14 protein-coding genes are annotated in these 17,035 nt (G+C 67.2%); 11 read left to right on the top strand and 3 right to left on the bottom strand.

The window, feature by feature from the left end; all coding sequences use genetic code 11:
* Positions 1-43 precede the first annotated feature (43 nt).
* Entirely contained in the window at positions 44-2,431 is a 2,388-nt protein-coding gene (locus XM1_RS14415) for a tetratricopeptide repeat protein (RefSeq protein ID WP_068434632.1), read from the top strand.
* A 4-nt stretch (positions 2,432-2,435) separates the two neighbouring features.
* Here the strand turns inward: XM1_RS14415 and XM1_RS24575 are convergent, their stop codons facing one another.
* On the bottom strand, positions 2,436-2,579 hold the full coding sequence (locus XM1_RS24575) for a hypothetical protein (RefSeq protein ID WP_172821930.1): 144 nt from the start codon (positions 2,577-2,579) through the stop codon (positions 2,436-2,438).
* A gap of 149 nt (positions 2,580-2,728) precedes the next feature.
* Entirely contained in the window at positions 2,729-3,718 is a 990-nt protein-coding gene (locus XM1_RS14420; protein WP_068434635.1) for a dihydroorotate dehydrogenase-like protein, read from the bottom strand.
* 125 nt (positions 3,719-3,843) lie between these two features.
* Between XM1_RS14420 and XM1_RS14425 the strand changes: the two genes are divergently transcribed.
* Complete coding sequence (locus tag XM1_RS14425) at positions 3,844-4,950, top strand: hypothetical protein (RefSeq protein ID WP_068434638.1); 1,107 nt, start codon at positions 3,844-3,846, stop codon at positions 4,948-4,950.
* 206 nt (positions 4,951-5,156) lie between these two features.
* A complete protein-coding gene (gene cutA, locus XM1_RS14430) occupies positions 5,157-5,474 on the top strand; it encodes a divalent-cation tolerance protein CutA (protein WP_369816003.1) in 318 nt (105 codons plus the stop codon).
* A 1-nt stretch (position 5,475) separates the two neighbouring features.
* On the opposite strand, the gene XM1_RS14435 is transcribed toward cutA, so the two are convergent.
* The gene (locus tag XM1_RS14435; protein ID WP_068434641.1) at positions 5,476-6,630 is read right to left on the bottom strand and encodes a bifunctional 2-C-methyl-D-erythritol 4-phosphate cytidylyltransferase/2-C-methyl-D-erythritol 2,4-cyclodiphosphate synthase; all 1,155 of its coding nucleotides are present in this window, start codon (positions 6,628-6,630) and stop codon (positions 5,476-5,478) included.
* 229 nt (positions 6,631-6,859) lie between these two features.
* On the opposite strand from XM1_RS14435, the gene XM1_RS14440 reads away from it, so the two are divergent.
* The 8 genes from XM1_RS14440 to XM1_RS14475 all read left to right on the top strand — a co-directional run bounded on the left by XM1_RS14440 (position 6,860) and on the right by XM1_RS14475 (position 16,969).
* On the top strand, positions 6,860-7,663 hold the full coding sequence (locus XM1_RS14440) for an inner membrane protein YpjD (RefSeq protein ID WP_068434644.1): 804 nt from the start codon (positions 6,860-6,862) through the stop codon (positions 7,661-7,663).
* Between the two features lie 66 nt (positions 7,664-7,729).
* The gene (gene dusB / locus XM1_RS14445; protein WP_068434647.1) at positions 7,730-8,737 is read left to right on the top strand and encodes a tRNA dihydrouridine synthase DusB; all 1,008 of its coding nucleotides are present in this window, start codon (positions 7,730-7,732) and stop codon (positions 8,735-8,737) included.
* Complete coding sequence (locus tag XM1_RS14450) at positions 8,737-9,858, top strand: nitrogen regulation protein NR(II) (protein WP_068434650.1); 1,122 nt, start codon at positions 8,737-8,739, stop codon at positions 9,856-9,858. Before dusB ends, XM1_RS14450 begins: the two co-directional genes overlap by 1 nt.
* Positions 9,859-9,863: 5 nt before the next feature.
* Positions 9,864-11,318: a nitrogen regulation protein NR(I) gene (gene ntrC, locus XM1_RS14455; RefSeq protein ID WP_068437861.1), complete on the top strand. Its 1,455-nt coding sequence runs from the start codon at positions 9,864-9,866 to the stop codon at positions 11,316-11,318.
* Entirely contained in the window at positions 11,319-13,556 is a 2,238-nt protein-coding gene (locus XM1_RS14460) for a PAS domain-containing sensor histidine kinase (RefSeq protein WP_068434653.1), read from the top strand. It begins immediately after the preceding gene.
* Positions 13,546-14,937: a sigma-54 dependent transcriptional regulator gene (locus XM1_RS14465; RefSeq protein WP_068434655.1), complete on the top strand. Its 1,392-nt coding sequence runs from the start codon at positions 13,546-13,548 to the stop codon at positions 14,935-14,937. The genes XM1_RS14460 and XM1_RS14465 overlap by 11 nt, the downstream gene beginning before the upstream one ends.
* Positions 14,934-16,310 carry a Trk system potassium transporter TrkA gene (trkA, locus tag XM1_RS14470; protein WP_068434657.1) on the top strand — a complete coding sequence of 459 codons (1,377 nt, stop codon included), beginning with the start codon at positions 14,934-14,936 and terminating at the stop codon, positions 16,308-16,310. The genes XM1_RS14465 and trkA overlap by 4 nt, the downstream gene beginning before the upstream one ends.
* A complete protein-coding gene (locus XM1_RS14475; protein WP_068434659.1) occupies positions 16,310-16,969 on the top strand; it encodes an HAD family hydrolase in 660 nt (219 codons plus the stop codon). Before trkA ends, XM1_RS14475 begins: the two co-directional genes overlap by 1 nt.
* Positions 16,970-17,035: the final 66 nt, after the last annotated feature.

The following is a 17,035-nucleotide window of genomic DNA, read 5'->3' on the forward strand; positions in this document are numbered from 1 at the left end:
CGATGATGAGCCGGGCCGTTTTTCCGCCAGGGGAGGAAATACGATGATCGAGGATATTCTGGCCCAAGGCCAGGCGGCTCACCGGGCGGGGAAGCTCGCCGACGCGGAATCCTCCTATCGTCGCGTCCTGGCGGCCCGGCCCGACCACACCGAAGCCATGTACGCGCTGGGCGTGCTGATGGCCCAGAGCCGGCGCGTCAGCGAATCCATGGATCTGCTGAAGCGGGCTTCCTGTCTGGTGCCGGAAGATACCCGCATCGCCCGCAACCTGGCCCTGGTGCTGCAGGCCGCCGGGCGTCCCAAGGAGGCCGAGGCCGAATTCGTTCGGCTGTGCGAGATGGAGCCGGCGGTGGGCGACCATCGTTTCGGTCTCGCATTGCTGTACTCCGCCCAGGGGCGCCACCAGGAGTCCATCGAACAGTTCCGCAAGGGGCTGGCCCTGGCGCCCGACAATGCCGATGCATGGTGCAATCTCGGCCTGGCCCACCGGGCTGCCGGTGAGGACCAGGACGCCCTGGAGGCCTTTGCCAGGGCGGTGGCCGTTTCTCCCGCCATGGTCAAGGCCCACGGCAACCGGGGGGCCTTGCTCATGGCTCTCGGCCGCTGGGAGGAGGCACTGGAGGCCTGGGACCGGCTGATCGCCCTGGAACCCGCCATCGCCGATGTGTATGCCGACAAGGGCGTGGCCCTGGCCCAGCTCGGCCGGACCCAAGACGCGGCGGACTGTTTCCGCCGGGCCGAGGACCTGGACGCCAATAACGCGCTCTACCCCTATAATCTCGGCCGGGCGCTGCAGGACCTGGGCTGCCTTCCCGAAGCCGCCGAGGCCTATGACCGGGCCACTGCCCGCGACCCCGAATACGTTTCGGCCTATCTCAACATGGGCGTCGTCCTGCGGCGGATGGGCAACGTGGATCTGGCCCTGGAGAAGTACGCCCGGGCCATCGAACTGCAGCCCGACAACGGTGCGGCCCATCTCAATCGCGGCAAGCTGCTGACTGCGGCCAGTCGTTTCGATGACGCGCTGCCTGATTACCGCCGGGCGGTGGCGTTGCTGCCGAACGATGGCGATTCCCGCTGCGAATTGGTGCATCTGCGCCGGCAGATGTGCGATTGGGACGACCTGGCGGCGGATGAGGCGGAACTGCGTGCTCTGGTCCAGGCCGGAGTCGAAGGCGTCGACCCGTTTGTCTTCATGTCGCTCGATACGCCGCCGGCCGAACAGCTGGCCTGCGCCCGGCTGTGGGCGGCGGAAATGGAACGCGAGACGCTGTCCAAGGCGGAGCGGCTGGCTCCGGCGGCTCCGGCCGCCGCCGGGCCGATCCGCCTGGGGTACCTGTCAGCGGATTTCCGTCGCCATCCGGGCGCCCAGATCGTCACCGACCTGCTGGAGCGTCACGATCGCGGCCGCTTTAGCGTGCACGCCTATTCCTGCGGTCCCGACGACGACAGCGACGAACGCCGGCGGGCCATGGCCGCCGTCGATCATTTCACCGACATCGCCGAGCTTGACCTGGCCGAGGCGGCCTCCCGCATCCGGGCCGACGGCATCGACATCCTGATCAACCTGTCGGGCTATACCCAGTACAACCGCACCGGCCTTCTGGCCCTGCGTCCCGCGCCGGTTCAGGTCAGCTACCTGGGCTATGTCGGCACCCTGGGGGCGGATTTCGCCGATTACCTGGTGGCCGATCCGGTGGTGTTGCCGCCGTCCGAGCAGCCATATTACGCCGAGCGGATCGTCTCGATGCCGCATTGCTATCTGCCCTCGGATTCCTCGCGCGCCCTGCCGCCGGCCGCCCCTGGCCGCAGCGAAGCGGGGCTGCCCGAAGACGGCATGGTGTTCTGCGCCTTCCATGGCCATCAAAAGATCACCCCGTCCACCTTCGCCCTGTGGATGGAGGTGCTGGCCAAGGTTCCGGGGAGCGTTCTGTGGCTTCTCGATGGCGCCGATTCGACCCGTGACCGGCTGCGCGGCCATGCGGGGAAGGCGGGGATCGATCCCGACCGTCTGGTCTTTGCCCCCCGGGTCGAGTTCGAGGCCCATCTGGCCCGTCATCGTCTGGCTGACCTGTTCCTCGACGCGCTGCCCTATAACGCCCATGGCTCGGCCGTGGATGCGTTGTGGATGGGATTGCCGTTGCTGACCTGCGAGGGAAGCAGCTTTCCCGGCCGGGTGGCGTCGAGCGTGCTGCAGGCCGCCGGGTTGCCGGATCTGGTGACCCGTTCTCCGGCGTCCTTCGTCGAGATGGCGGTGGCGTTGGCCAATGATCCGGGACGTCTGGCCGATTTGCGCCGGCACCTGGAGGAGGGGCGTGGGCGGCTCCCCCTGTTCGACAATGAAAGCTTTACCCGCGATCTGGAGCGGGCTTACGAGCGCATGATCGAGCGGGCGCGGGCGGGATTGCCGCCCGAAGCCTTCTCGGTGTGACCGCTCAGTCGCGCAGAATGGTGGTGAGCGCGATGATCGCCCAGCCGAAAACGGTCGAGCCGATTACCGCGCCGGCCACCACGATGGCGGCATAGCCGACCATGCGGGGAATACGGCATTCGGTCTTGCAGGTCAGATTGGCGGCCATGGGGATCCTCTGTCATTGGTCATGTGCTCATCGTTATATAATTGACCAATGTCACATTCAATATTTTGAATTTATCTGATTCCGAATAGCCGCCATGCAAAAGGCCCGGTCGAAACGACCGGGCCTTTTTCGTCGGTAATCCAATAAAATCAAGCGTTGTAGGCGCCGCCCCTGAGGATGCGGATATAGTTGACGCGGTCGAAGGCGGCCAGATCCTTGGTGGCGCCGCGGCTCATGCGGCCGCGGATGTCGGCGACGGATTCGGCTTCACGCTCCTTAAGCTCGGCGACCAGACCGTCGTGCAGGGTCTTCATGTAATCGACGCCGTGGCGCATCAGGGCCGAGGTGGTCATCACCACGTCGGCGCCGACGAACAGGTACTTCACCACCTCGGCGGCGGTCTGCACGCCGGAGCTGGCGGCGATGGAGGCCTTGATCTTGCCGGCCAGGGTGGCGATCCACAGCAGCGGCAGGCGGATCTCGCCCTTGTGGCTGAGCTTGAGGTCGCGAACCAGCTTCAGCTCTTCCAAGTCGATGTCGGGCTGGTAGAAGCGGTTGAACAGCACCACGCCGTCGACGCCGTGCTGGTCCAGCACCTTCACCATGTTGCCCACCGAGCTGAAATAGGGGCTGAGCTTCATGGAGACGGGCAGCGACACCGCCGCCTTCACGTCTTCCAGAATTTCCAGGTAGCGGGATTCCACCTCGGTGCCGCTCATGTCCATGTCGGTGGGCAGCATGTAGACGTTCAGCTCGATGGCGCTGGCGCCCGCCTGCTGAATCTGGGTGGCGTAATCGGTCCAGCCGGTCCGCGTGGTGCCGTTCAGGCTGGCGATCACCGGAATGTCCACCGCCTCCTTGGTGCGGCGGATCAGGTCGAGATAGTTCTTAGGGCCCACATTGGCGCTGATATTGGCGGGGAAGTACGAGAACGCCTCGGAATTGCCCTCGCAGACCAAGCGCTCGATCTCGTCGATCTCGTTCTCCATGTCTTCTTGGAAGATGGAGGGCAGCACGATGGCCGCCGCGCCGCAATCCTCGAGCCGGCGTGAGTTGCCGATGTCCAGAGCCAACGGCGATGCCGACACCACCAGGGGATTCTTCAGGTCGAGGCCGAGATAGCGGGTGGCGAGATTCATGGCGGCTGTCCTTACGTCGGAGCGAATGTTGCGCGAGTGAAAGGGTAGACCCGGCCGGGCTCGCGCGGCAAGACGGAAACGGATATGGTGCGTGGCCATAACGCTCTTCCAGATCATTCCAGGTCATGCCGCATCCATCCGCATCCAAACATCTTTGGCTGGCCCTGTCGCCTCACGGCTACGGCCACGCCGCCATGACCGCGCCGGTGATCGCGGCCCTTCGCCGCCGGCGGCCCGATCTGCGCCTGACCATCCAGACCGCCGTCCCGAGGACGTTCCTGGAGGAACGCTACGGCCCCGATTTCGACTATGTGGCCGAAATTCCCGATTTCGGGCTGAAGATGCTGTCGGCCACCAGGGTGGACCTCGACGCCTCGGCGGCGGCCTATCGTGACGTACTTGCGGATTTCGACCGGATGGTCGAGGCCGAGGCGGAGCGGCTGCGCCATGCCCGGCCCGACGCGGTGCTGGCCAACGTGCCCTTCGTCACCCTGGCCGCCGCCGCCCGCGCCGGCATTCCGGCCGTAGCGCTCAGTTCGCTCAACTGGGCCGACATCTACCGCCGTTACCTGGGCGACCGGCCGGAAGCGGATTCCGTGTGGTCCATGATGCGGGAGTCCTACAATTCGGCCCAAGCCTTCCTGCGGGTCACGCCGGCCATGGACATGCCCAGCCTGGACAACGTGGTCGACATCGGCACGGTGGCGCGGCGGGGCCGCAATCGCCGGGAGGAATTGGCGAAAATGGCGGGGCAGGGCAGGGTCGGGCTGGTGGCCTTCGGCGGCATCGACCACGATTTGGACATGGCGAAATGGCCGCGGCTGGAGGGCTGGGTCTGGATCAGCGCCCAGGATTGCCCGCCCGGCCGGGACGACATCCGGCCCCTGGCGGTCGCGGGGCTGCCGTTTTCCGATCTGGCGGCTTCGGTCGACGTCATCGTCACCAAGCCGGGCTACGGCACCTTTTCCGAGGCCGGGCTGTCGGGAACGCCCGTGCTGTACGTGGCCCGTCCCGACTGGCCGGAATCTCCGGCCATGGACGACTGGCTGATGGCGCACACCAAGGCGCTGGCGGTATCGTTGGAGGACTTGCTCAGCGACCTGGAAACGCAACTTCAAAGGTTGTTTTCTCTTCCAGAACAGCGGGTTGGTGTGGCCGAGGGCAACGAGCAGGCCGCCGAATTCATCGAAAGCATGCTATCTGCCGGGACCGGCATCTGCGAAAGAAGTTGAATGGGGGCAGATTTGTCACGTGGGGGTATCGAAATCCGTTTACCCAATTCACATATGCGTGACATCGGTTGGCGGTGCCGTGGTACCGGACCGGTGAGGGCTCCCGGTTCGATCTCCTCTTCCGGGATGACCTGCACAGACTCGTGGGGCGCGCCCGTCCGGCCAAAGGGCGCGCCCCGCTTTTCTGGCATTTGGGGGACAAGTCCTTGACCACAAAGATGATTTACATCACCGCCCCCGACCGGGAGGCGGCTGTCGCCCTGGCCCGCGCCCTGGTGGGCGAGCGGCTGGTCGCCTGCGCCAACGTGCTGGATGGCGCCACCTCGGTCTATTGGTGGGAGGGCAAGGTCTGCGAGGAGGCCGAAGCGGTGCTGGTCTGCAAGACCCGCGGCGAACTGGTGGACACACTCATCGCCCGGGTGCGGGAATTGCACTCCTACGCCTGTCCCTGCGTGGTGGCCCTGCCCATCGAGGCGGGCAATCCCGCCTACCTGGACTGGATCCGGACCGAGACGGGCGGCTGAGCTAGCGTGGCAGCCAGACCGAGGCCATGGCCTGGGCGGCGATTCCCTCCTTGCGGCCGGTGAAGCCCAGGCCTTCGGTGGTGGTGGCCTTGACGCTGACCCGGTCCTGGGAGATGCCCAGAATTTCCGCCACTTTCGCTACCATGGCGGCCCGATGCGGCCCCACCTTGGGGCGCTCGCAGATGATGGTGATGTCCACGTTGACGATGCGCCCGCCCTTGGCGGTGACCAGCGAGCCGGCATGGGCCAGGAACTGGTCCGAGGCGGCGCCCTTCCACTTGGGATCGGTGGGCGGGAAGTGGTGGCCGATGTCGCCGGCGGCGATGGCGCCCAGCACCGCGTCGGTGAGCGCGTGCAGCGCCACGTCGGCGTCGGAATGGCCTTCCAGGCCGGCTTCGTGGGGCACCTCGATGCCGCACAGCCAGACGGACTTCTTGGCCGGGTCGAAACGGTGGACGTCGTAGCCCGAGGCCGAGCGCACCTCGCCGGCGCCGTCGAACAGGCGCCGCGCCCGCTCCAGGTCGGCGGCCGAGGTGATCTTGACGTTGTCCTCCGAACCCGCCACCAGTTCCACCGCCAGCCCAGCCATTTCCGCCACGGCGGCGTCGTCGGTGAGCTCATTGCCGATGACCGCGTGATGGGCGGCAAGGATCTCGGCATAGCGGAAGCCCTGGGGGGTCTGGGCGCGGAACAGGGCCGAGCGGTCGACGGTGTCGGCGACGAAGCCGTCCAGGCCCTTCTTCAGGGTATCGACCACCGGCATCACCGGCAGGGCGCCGGGATGGCGGTCCAGCGCCCGGATCACCCGGCCGATGGTACCGTGATCGACGAAGGGGCGCGCGCCGTCATGGATCAGCACCTTGGCCGGGTTGAGGTCCTTCAGGCTGTCCAGGCCGAGGCGCACGCTGTCCTGGCGGGTCTCGCCGCCATGCACGGGTTCCAGCAGGTTGAGGCCGGCGGCGGCCATGTCGTAGAGCTGGCGGTCGTCGGGATGGATGACGGCACGCACCGCGCCGATTTCGGGATTGGTGGCGAAGGCCGCCAGGGTGTGGCGCAGCACCATGCGCCCGGCCAGGTCGTGGTATTGCTTGGGCAGGTCGCCGCCGAACCGCCGCCCGCGCCCCGCCGCCACCACCAGCACAACCGTCTTGGCCATCGTCGCTCTCCTGGGAAATAGGGGCGACAGACTATGCGAGAGGATGCCTCCTTGCCAAGGCTTGATACCGGCGCACGCATTGTGCGCCGGCTAGGCCCAAGGGGCCGCGCGCCTTATGGCGCGGGAGCCAAGCCGCCACCGGCGGCGCCCGGCGATTGAGGGCTTTTCATGATCGAGGATGCTCGCTGTCACCCCTTTGCACCGCCGCAAAGGATGATATAGTCCGCCCATGTCGTCCCTGGTCCTCAACATCGTCGCCCTGTTGGCGCTGCTGCCCGCCGCGCTGGTGGCCCTTCGCGCCGGCGAGGGGCGGAGCGCCCAGTTCCGCCTGTGCCTGGCCCTGGCGGTCGCCGGGCCGGCGCTGTGGGGCTATTCCCAGATGAGCGCCCAGTGGCTGACCAGCCTGTCGGCGGCGCTGTGGGTGTCCATCGCCGCCACCGCCGCGCTGTTCGCCGTGCTGGCCCACGCCACCGCCCAAGGCTGGCGGCTGGCGCCGCTGCTGATGCCGTTCCTGGCGGCGCTGGGCCTGCTGGCCTCGCTGGTGCAGTGGGTGGAGGCCGCTCCGCCACTCAGCGGGCAGGTGCCCGCCGCCTGGCTGGACCTGCACATCGTCGTTTCGGTTCTGACCTATGCCCTGCTGACCCTGGCGGCGGTGGCCTCGCTCGCCACCTTCCTGCAGGAACGCGCCCTGAAGCACAAGGCGCCCACCACGCTCACCCGCATGCTGCCCAGCGTCGCCGATGGCGAGACCCTGGCCGGGCGCCTGCTGCTGGCCTCGGAAGCGGTGCTGGGCCTGGGCCTCGCCACCGGCATGGCCACCCAGTATTTCGAGACCGGGGCGGTGCTGGTCCTGTCGCACAAGACTCTGTTGTCGCTGCTGGCCTTCGCCCTGATCGGCCTGCTGCTGGTCGGCCACCGGGTATGCGGCGTGCGGGGCAGGGTGGCCGCCCGCGTGGTGCTGCTGGCCTATCTGCTGCTCACCCTGGCCTATCCCGGGGTCAAGTTCGTGACACAGGTCCTCGTCACGCACTGAACTGCTTTTTTTCCAGGCAGCTTTTGCCGTTGCATTGTGCCGCGTCTGCATAATAAATACGCAGCCATGGCACAGATCACGCGCAAGTCTATCTCCATCGGTTCGGTGACCCTGGACAATCCGGTCATCCTGGCGCCCATGGCCGGCGTCACCGACATGCCCAACCGCAGGCTGGTCAAGCGCCTGGGGGCCGGTCTGGTCGTCTCCGAGATGATCGCCAGCCAGGCCATGATCCGCCAGAACCGCCAGACCATGCAGATGGCCCAACACACGGCGGAAGAATTCCCCATGTCGGTGCAACTGGCCGGCTGCGAGCCCAAGGTGATGGCCGAGGCCGCCAAGCTGAACCAGGATCTGGGCGCCGCCATCATCGACATCAACATGGGCTGCCCGGTGAAGAAGGTGGCCCTGAAGGGCGAGGCCGGCTCGGCCCTGATGCGCAACGAGAATCTGGCGGCCCGCATCATGAGCGCCGTGGTCAAGGCGGTGGACATTCCCGTCACCTTGAAGATGCGCACCGGCTGGGACATGAACAGCCGCAACGCTCCCAGCCTGGCCCGGGTGGCCGAGGAATGCGGCATCCGCATGGTCACGGTGCACGGCCGCACCCGCAACCAGATGTATACCGGCCAGGCCGACTGGGCCTTCATCGGCGAGGTCAAGCGCACCGTCTCCATTCCGGTGATCGGCAACGGCGACGTGGAAAGCATCGACGACGCCGTGCGCATGCTGGAAATGTCGGGCGCCGACGGCGTGATGATCGGACGCGGCACTTATGGCCGTCCCTGGCTGCCGGGGCAGGTGGCCCATTACTTGGCCACCGGCGAGCGGCGCCCCGACCCGACGCTGCCCGAGCAGATGGAGATCATCCTGGGCCATCTGGATGCCATGCTGGTCCATTACGGCACCGAACCGGGCGTGCGCATCGCGCGCAAGCATATGGGCTGGTATTCCAAGGGCTTGCCGGGCTCGGCCGAGTTCCGCGCCGAAATCAACCGCACCAACGACCCGGAGGTCATGCGCCGGGTCATCGCCGACTTCTACGCTCCCCTGCTGGAAAAGGCCGCCGCCTGATGCCGATCCCCATCGTTGCGGCCCTGAAGCGCGGCCTGTCCAGTTCCACCTTCGACCCGGCCACCGTGCTGAGCGCGCTGGGCGCCGCCGTGCTGGCGCTGGATTCCGAGAACCGCATCCATTACGCCAACGGCTCGGCCGAGCAGCTGTTCGCCTGTGGCGCCGCCTACCTGATCGGTCACCCGGCCACCGATTTCCTGCCGCCCGATTCGCCCATCCTGTCCCTGGTGACCCAGGCCCGCGACGGCAACATCTCGGTGGCCGAGCATGGCGTGACCCTGGACACGCCGCGCACCGGGCATCGCACCGTCACCGTGCAGGTCTCGCCCATCATCGAGACCGCCGGCGCCGTGGTGATCAGCCTGCACGAGCAATCCATCGCGCTGAAGATCGGGGCGCAGCTGACCAGCCGCAACGCGGCGCGCTCGGTGTCCGCCATGGCGGCCATCCTGGCCCACGAGGTCAAGAACCCGTTGTCGGGCATCCGCGGCGCCGCCCAGCTGCTGGAGCAGAACGCCGGGGAAGAGGACCGGGTGCTGACCCGGCTGATCTGCGACGAGGCCGACCGCATCGTCGCCCTGGTGGACCGCATGGAGGCCTTCTCCGACAATCCCACCGTGGAGCGCGGCGCCGTCAACATCCACCGGGTGCTGGAACACGTGCGGCGCATCGCCGAGGCCGGATTCGCCCGCAATGTGCGGGTCATCGAGAATTACGACCCGTCGCTGCCGCCGGTGCTGGGCGACCGCGACCAGCTGGTGCAGGTGTTCCTCAATCTGGTGAAGAACGCCGCCGAGGCGGTGCCGGAGGAAGGGGGCGAGATCATCGTCTCCACCGGCTACCAGCACGGCGTGCGTCTGGCCCTGCCGGGCAGCGAGACCCGGCGCCACCTGCCGCTGGTGGTCAGCATCCAGGACAACGGTTCCGGCATCGCCGAGGACCTGAAGCCCAACCTGTTCGACGCCTTCGTCACCACCAAGACGTCGGGCAGCGGCCTGGGCCTCGCCCTGGTGGCCAAGATCATCGGCGACCACGGCGGCGTGATCGAATTCGACAGCGTGCCAAGGCGGACCATCTTCCGGGTGATGCTGCCCATGGTCCAGGATGGGGACGGCAAGTGAACACCATGACCACCACCACCACCGCCACCATTCTGGTGGCCGACGACGACCGGGGCATCCGCACGGTGCTGTCCCAGGCCCTGGGCCGCGCCGGCTACGAGGTGCGCACCACCGGCAATGCCTCGACCCTGTGGCGCTGGGTGTCGGAAGGCGAGGGCGATCTGGTGATCACCGACGTGGTGATGCCCGACGAAAGCGGTCTGGACCTGCTGCCGCGCATCAAGAAGATCCGGCCCGAGCTGCGCATCATCGTCATGAGCGCCCAGAACACCCTGCTGACCGCCGTCAAGGCCACCCAGCGCGGCGCCTTCGAATACCTGCCCAAGCCCTTCGACCTGAAGGAGCTGGTCAACGTGGTGGGCCGGGCGCTTTCGACGCCGCGCGCCGCGCCGACCGAGGCGGCGGGGGCCGAGGACGAGGAGAAGCTGCCCCTCATCGGCCGCTCGCCGGCCATGCAGGAGATCTACCGCACCCTGGCCCGGCTGATGAGCACGGACCTCTCGGTGATGATCACCGGCGAATCGGGCACCGGCAAGGAACTGGTGGCCCGCGCGCTGCACGATTACGGCAAGCGCCGCAACGGTCCCTTCGTCGCCATCAACATGGCGGCCATCCCGCGCGAGCTGATCGAGAGCGAGCTGTTCGGCCACGAGAAGGGCGCCTTCACCGGCGCTACCCAGCGGGCCGCCGGCCGCTTCGAACAGGCCGAGGGCGGCACCTTGTTCCTGGACGAGATCGGCGACATGCCGCCCGAGGCCCAAACCCGGCTGCTGCGCGTGCTGCAGGAGGGCGAGTACACCACGGTGGGCGGCCGCACCCCCATCCGCGCCAATGTGCGCATCGTCGCCGCCACCCATCGCGACCTGACCCAGCTGATCCGCCAGGGCCTGTTCCGCGAGGATCTGTTCTACCGCCTGAACGTGGTGCCCATCCGCCTGCCGCCGCTGCGCGAGCGCTCCGAGGACATCCCCGAGCTGATCCGCCACTTCCTGGCCCAGGCTGGCTCGGAAGGCCTGCCGGCCAAGACCATCGATGGCCAGGCCATGGACCGGCTGCGCAAGCACCGCTGGCCCGGCAACGTACGCGAGCTGGAGAATCTGGTTCGCCGCCTGGCCGCGCTTTATTCCCAGGAAGTGATCGGCATCGAGGTCATCGAGCAGGAACTGGTGGGCGGCACGCCCCACGCCGATGCCATCAGTGGCGGCGTGGAGGGCGAGGGGCTGTCGGCCACGGTGGAACGGCATCTGCGCGAGTATTTCGGCAATCACGGCGACAACCTGCCGCCCGCCGGGGTCTATGACCGGGTGCTCCGCGAGGTGGAGCGCCCGCTGGTGACCATCGCGCTGGAAGCGACGCGGGGCAACCAGATCAAGGCCGCCCATCTGCTGGGCGTCAACCGCAATACGCTCCGCAAGAAGATCAAGGACCTGGACATCCAGATCAGCCGCGGCCTGAAATAGATGGCCTTCGGTCGCCGCATACGTCACTGGGCGCGCCGGGTCGATCTGGCCCGCCGCCTGGCCTATGGGCTGACTTTCGCCTCGATTCCCGCCATCGTCGCCACCGTCTGGGTGATGGGCGGCGGCGGCGCCGGTCCCACCGGTCCCGATCCCCGCATCGTGCTGACGCTGCTGGCTACCGACGGGGTGCTGCTGGCCGCCCTGGGCGGCGTGGTGGGCTACCGCGTGCTGGACGTGCTGAAGGCCCGCCGGCGGGGCGCTTCCGGCTCGCGCCTGCATCTGCGCTTCATCATGCTGTTCGCCCTGGTGGCGGTGACGCCCTCGGTGCTGATGAGCGTGGGGTCCACCGCCTTCTTCAAGTACGGGGTGGAAAGCTGGTTCTCGGACCGGGTGCGCACGGCGCTGCATGCCTCGCTGGAGGTGGCACACGCCTATCTCGAGGAACACAAGCGCATCATCGGCGGCGACGCCCTGGCCATGGCCAACGACATCAACCGCGAAGGCCCGCTGCTGTCGCGTTCGCCTCAGCATTTCAGCCAGTTCGTCGGCACCCAGGCGGCCATTCGCGGCCTGACCGAGGCCATCGTGTTCGACACCCGCGGCAATATCCTGGCGCGCTCGGGCCTGATCTTCGCGGTGGAAGCCAGCATCGACCAGATTCCCGCCTGGGCGCTGGACAAGGCGCGCGGCGGCGACGTGGTGGTGCTGTCGGGGTCGGGTGAGGACCGGGTCAAGGCGCTGGTGCAGTTGCAGGGCCTGTTCGGCGACACCTTCCTCTATGTGGGCCGCTTCGTCGATCCCAAGGTGATCGGCCACATGGCCAAGACCTCCGAGGCGGTGGCCCAGTACGAACGCCTGGAAGGCCGCCTGTCGGGCCTGGAACAGGCCTTCTCGCTGATTTTCGCCCTGGTGGCGCTGCTCCTCGTGCTGACCGCCATCTGGGTCGGATTGTCCATGGCGGTGAAGCTCGCCACTCCCATCGGCCGGCTGATCGACGCCGCCGAGAAGGTGCGCTCGGGCGATCTCGACGCCCGCGTCGCCGAGGATGCCGCCGACGAGATCGGCGTACTCTCCCGCGCCTTCAACCGCATGACCCATCAGCTGTCCAGCCAGCGCCAGGATCTGGTGGACGCCAACCGCGAGCTGGACGAGCGTCGCCGCTTCACCGAAACGGTGCTGGCCGGCGTGACCTCGGGGGTCATCGGCCTGGATTCCGACGGGCGCATCCATCTTCCCAACCGTTCGGCCGGCGAACTGATCGGCATCAATCTCGAGGAACAGGTCGGCCGGGATATCCGGGACGTCATTCCCGATCTGGCCGAGCCTTTGGACGAGGCGGTCCGCCGTCCCGACAAGCTGATCCAGCGCGAGGTGCGGCTGTCCACGCCGGGAGGCCGCGCCCGCATGCTGCTGGTGCGCGTCGCCGCCGAGCGGCTCGAAGCCGAAATCATCGGCTATGTGGTGACCTTCGACGACATCACCGAGCTGGTCTCGGCCCAGCGCAAGGCGGCCTGGTCCGACGTGGCGCGGCGCATCGCCCACGAGATCAAGAACCCACTGACCCCGATCCTGCTCTCGGCCGAGCGGCTGAAACGCAAGTATCTCAAAGAGATACAGAACGATCCTGAGACCTACGTCAATCTGGTGGAAACCATCGTCCGCCAGGTGGGCGACATCGGCCGCATGGTGGACGAGTTCTCGTCCTTCGCCCGCATGCCGGCGCCGCAGATCAAGCCGGACGACCTGAACGACATCTGCCGCCAGGCGGTGTTCCTGCAAAAGACCGGCAATCCCGACGTGGAGTTCGTCCACCAATTGCCCGAGGGCAAGGTGCCGTTGATGTGCGACGGCCGCCTGATCGGCCAGGCGCTGACCAACCTGTTGAAGAACGCGGTGGAGGCCATCCACGGCCGCGACGACCCCGAGGCGCCCCGCGGCCGGGTGGCGCTCAGCCTCGTCGCCCAGGACGAACGGCTGGTGGTGACGGTGGAGGACAACGGCAAGGGCCTGCCCACCGAGAACCGGGAGCGGCTGACCGAACCCTACGTCACCACGCGCAGCAAAGGCACCGGCCTGGGGCTGGCCATCGTCAAGAAGATCATGGAAGACCACGGCGGTGATCTGTATCTTGAGGATGCGCCAGGGGGAGGCGCGCGGATCGGGCTGGTCTTCCCGCTCTCCGAACAGCCGCAACAGTTTCAGGCAAACGGCGACACCACGGTAACCCATGGCGCATGACATCCTGATCGTCGACGACGAGGCCGATATCCGCGCCTTGATCGCCGGCATCCTCGAGGACGAGGGGCACAACACCCGCGAGGCCGCCAATTCGGACGAGGCCCTGGAGGGGATACGCGCCCGGCGGCCCAATCTGGTGATCCAGGACATCTGGCTGCAGGGCTCGCGCCTGGACGGCCTGGAGGTGCTGGACGCCGTCAAGCACGACCATCCGGAAGTGCCGGTGGTGATGATCTCGGGGCACGGCAACATCGAGACCGCCGTGCAGGCCATCAAGCAGGGCGCCTACGACTTCATCGAGAAGCCGTTCAAGGCCGACCGCCTGCTCCTGGTGGTGGAGCGCGCCATCGAGGCCGCCCGGCTGCGGCGCGAGAACGAGGAGCTGAAGCTCCGTTCCGGTTCCGCCGGCGAACTGGTCGGTGGCGCGCTCGGCGTCATGCAGGTGCGCCAGGCCATCGAGAAGGTGGCGCCCACCAATTCCCGCGTGCTGATCACCGGTCCGGCCGGTTCGGGCAAGGAAATCGTGGCGCGGCAAATTCACGCCCGCTCGCGCCGGGCCGAGGGGCCGTTCGTGGTCCTGAACTGCGCCGCCATGCACCCCGACCGCATGGAGATGGAGCTGTTCGGCACCGAGCACGGGCTGGACGGTCCCGATTCCCCGCGCAAGATCGGCACCTTCGAACAGGCCCATGGCGGCACCCTGCTGCTGGACGAAGTGGCCGACATGCCGCTGGAAACCCAGGGCAAGATCGTCCGCGTCCTCCAAGACCAGATGTTCGAGCGGGTAGGGGGCGGCAAGAGGGTCGAGGTGGACGTGCGCGTCATCGCGTCCACCAACCGCGACCTGCAAGCCGAGATGAATGCCGGGCATTTCCGCGAGGATCTGTACTACCGCCTCAACGTGGTGCCGGTGAAGATGCCGGCCCTTCGCGACCGGCGCGAGGACATTCCCGCCCTGGCGCGCCACTTCATGGCGCTTGCCGCAGCCGCCGCCGGCGTGCAGCCCCGGGTGGTGGGCGAGGACGCCCTGGCGGCGCTGCAGGCCTATGACTGGCCGGGCAACGTGCGCCAGCTCAGAAACGTCATGGACTGGCTGCTGATCATGGCGCCGGGCGACGCGCGTGAGCCCATCCGCGCCGACATGCTGCCCGGCGAGATCGGCGCCATCACGCCGGCGGTTCTGCGCTGGGACAAATCGAGCGAGATCATGACCCTGCCGCTGCGCGAGGCGCGCGAGCTGTTCGAGCGGGAATACCTGCTGGCCCAGGTCAACCGGTTCGCCGGCAACATCTCGCGCACCTCGGCCTTCGTCGGCATGGAACGTTCCGCCCTTCACCGCAAGCTCAAGCTGCTTGGCGTCAACACGGACGAAAAGAAATGAAGGTCATAGTCTGCGGCGCCGGTCAGGTCGGCTTCAACATCGCCCACTATCTGGCGGGCGAGAACAACGACGTCACCATCATCGACCAGCGGCCCGAGCTGATCCGCAAGGTCAGCGACACGCTCGACGTCCAGGTGGTGCTGGGCTTCGCCTCCCATCCGGCGGTGCTGGAACAGGCGGGCGCCGGCGACGCCGACATGATCATCGCGGTGACCGCCGCCGACGAGGTCAACATGGTCGCCTGCCAGGTGGCGCACTCGCTGTTCAACGTGCCGACCAAGATCGCCCGCGTGCGCAGCCAGAGCTATCTGGCCCCCATCTGGGCCAACCTGTTCTCGCGCGAGCATCTGCCCATCGACGTCATCATCAGCCCCGAGATCGAGGTGGCCCGCGCCATCACCAAGCGGCTGCAGGTGCCGGGCGCCATCGACGTCATTCCGCTGGTGGGCGACAAGGTCCGCCTGATCGGGGTGCGCTGCACCGAGAACTGCCCGCTGATCAACACGCCTTTGCGCCAGCTCACCGTGCTGTTCCCGGACCTCGCCATCGTCATCATCGGCATCGTGCGCGACGGCAAGGCCATCGTGCCCACCTCCGAGGACCAGATGCTGGAGGGCGACGAGGTCTATTTCGTCGTCGATACGGCCCATGTGGACCGGGCGCTGACCGCTTTCGGCCGCGAGGACCAGGAAGCGCGGCGCATCGTCATCTTCGGCGGCGGCAATATCGGCCTGTTCCTGGCCCAGCAGCTGGAAGCGGCCCGGCCCGGCACCTCCATCAAGATCATCGAGTCCAACAAGGAGCGCGCCGAGTTCGTCGCCAAGGCGGTGGGCCACACCGTGGTGATCCACGGCGACGCGCTCGACCCGGAAATCCTTGAGGAAGCCTCGGTGGGCGCCGCCGAGGCGGTGGTGGCCGTCACCAACGACGACGAGACCAACATCCTGTCGGGCCTGTTGGCCAAGCGCTACGGCTGTCGCCGCACCATGGCGCTGATCAACAAGACCACCTACAACTCGCTGGTGGCGCCGCTGGGCATCGACGTCGCGGTCAATCCCCGCGCCATCACCGTATCCAACATCCTCCAGCATGTGCGCCGGGGCCGCATCCACGCCGTCCACTCCCTGCACGAGGGCTTCGGCGAGCTGATCGAGGCCGACGCGCTGGAAACCTCGTCCCTGGTGGGCAAGCCGCTCAGGGACGTCAAGCTGCCGTCGGGCGTGCTGCTGGGCGCGGTGGTCCATGACGGCAAGGTGGTCAGCCCGCGCGGCAGCACGGTGATCCATCCCGGCGACCGCGTCATCCTGTTCGCCACCGCCGACGCGGTGAAGAAGGTGGAAAAGATGTTCTCGGTCCGGCTGGAATATTTCTGATGCCCGGATTGCCGCTGCCCCGCCCCTCGGCGGTGATTTTCGACTGGGACAACACCCTGGTGGATTCCTGGGTGTGCATCCAGGAATCCTACAACATGACCTTCCGCCATTTCGGCATGCCGGAATGGAGTCTGGACGAGACCCGCGAAAGGGTCGCCGCCTCCATGCGCGATTCCTTCCCCGCCATGTTCGGCGAGCGCTGGCCCGAGGCCCGCGACGTCTTCACCAAAAGCTTCGAGTCCATTCACCTCGACTATCTCAACCCGCTGCCCGGCGCGTCCGAGATGCTGGGCGCGCTTCGGGCCGAGGGAGTGGTGCTGGCGGTGGTCAGCAACAAGCGCGGCGGCTTTTTGCGCAAGGAAGCCGAGATCATGGGCTGGAGCGGCCATTTCGTCCGTCTGGTGGGCGCCGACGACGCCGAGGCCGACAAGCCGGCCGCAGCACCCGTCCATCTCGCCCTGTCCGGAACCGGCATCGAGGCCGGACGCCATGTGTGGTTCGTGGGCGATTCGCCCATCGACACCCACTGCGCCGTCAACGCCGGTTGCACCCCCATCCTGATGCGGCCCCAATCCCCGGCCGAAGGCGAGTTCGCCCATCCGCCCGCCCGCTTCCTGCGGGCCTGCATGGACCTCGTCCATCTTGTCCGAGAACTATAGGTTCCCATCTGTTGGAAATGGTGGTAACGACAAGGGTTCAACGGGGTAGGTGCCCAGCCGCACTCC

Source organism: Magnetospirillum sp. XM-1, from assembly GCF_001511835.1.
Taxonomy (GTDB): Bacteria; Pseudomonadota; Alphaproteobacteria; order Rhodospirillales; family Magnetospirillaceae; genus Phaeospirillum.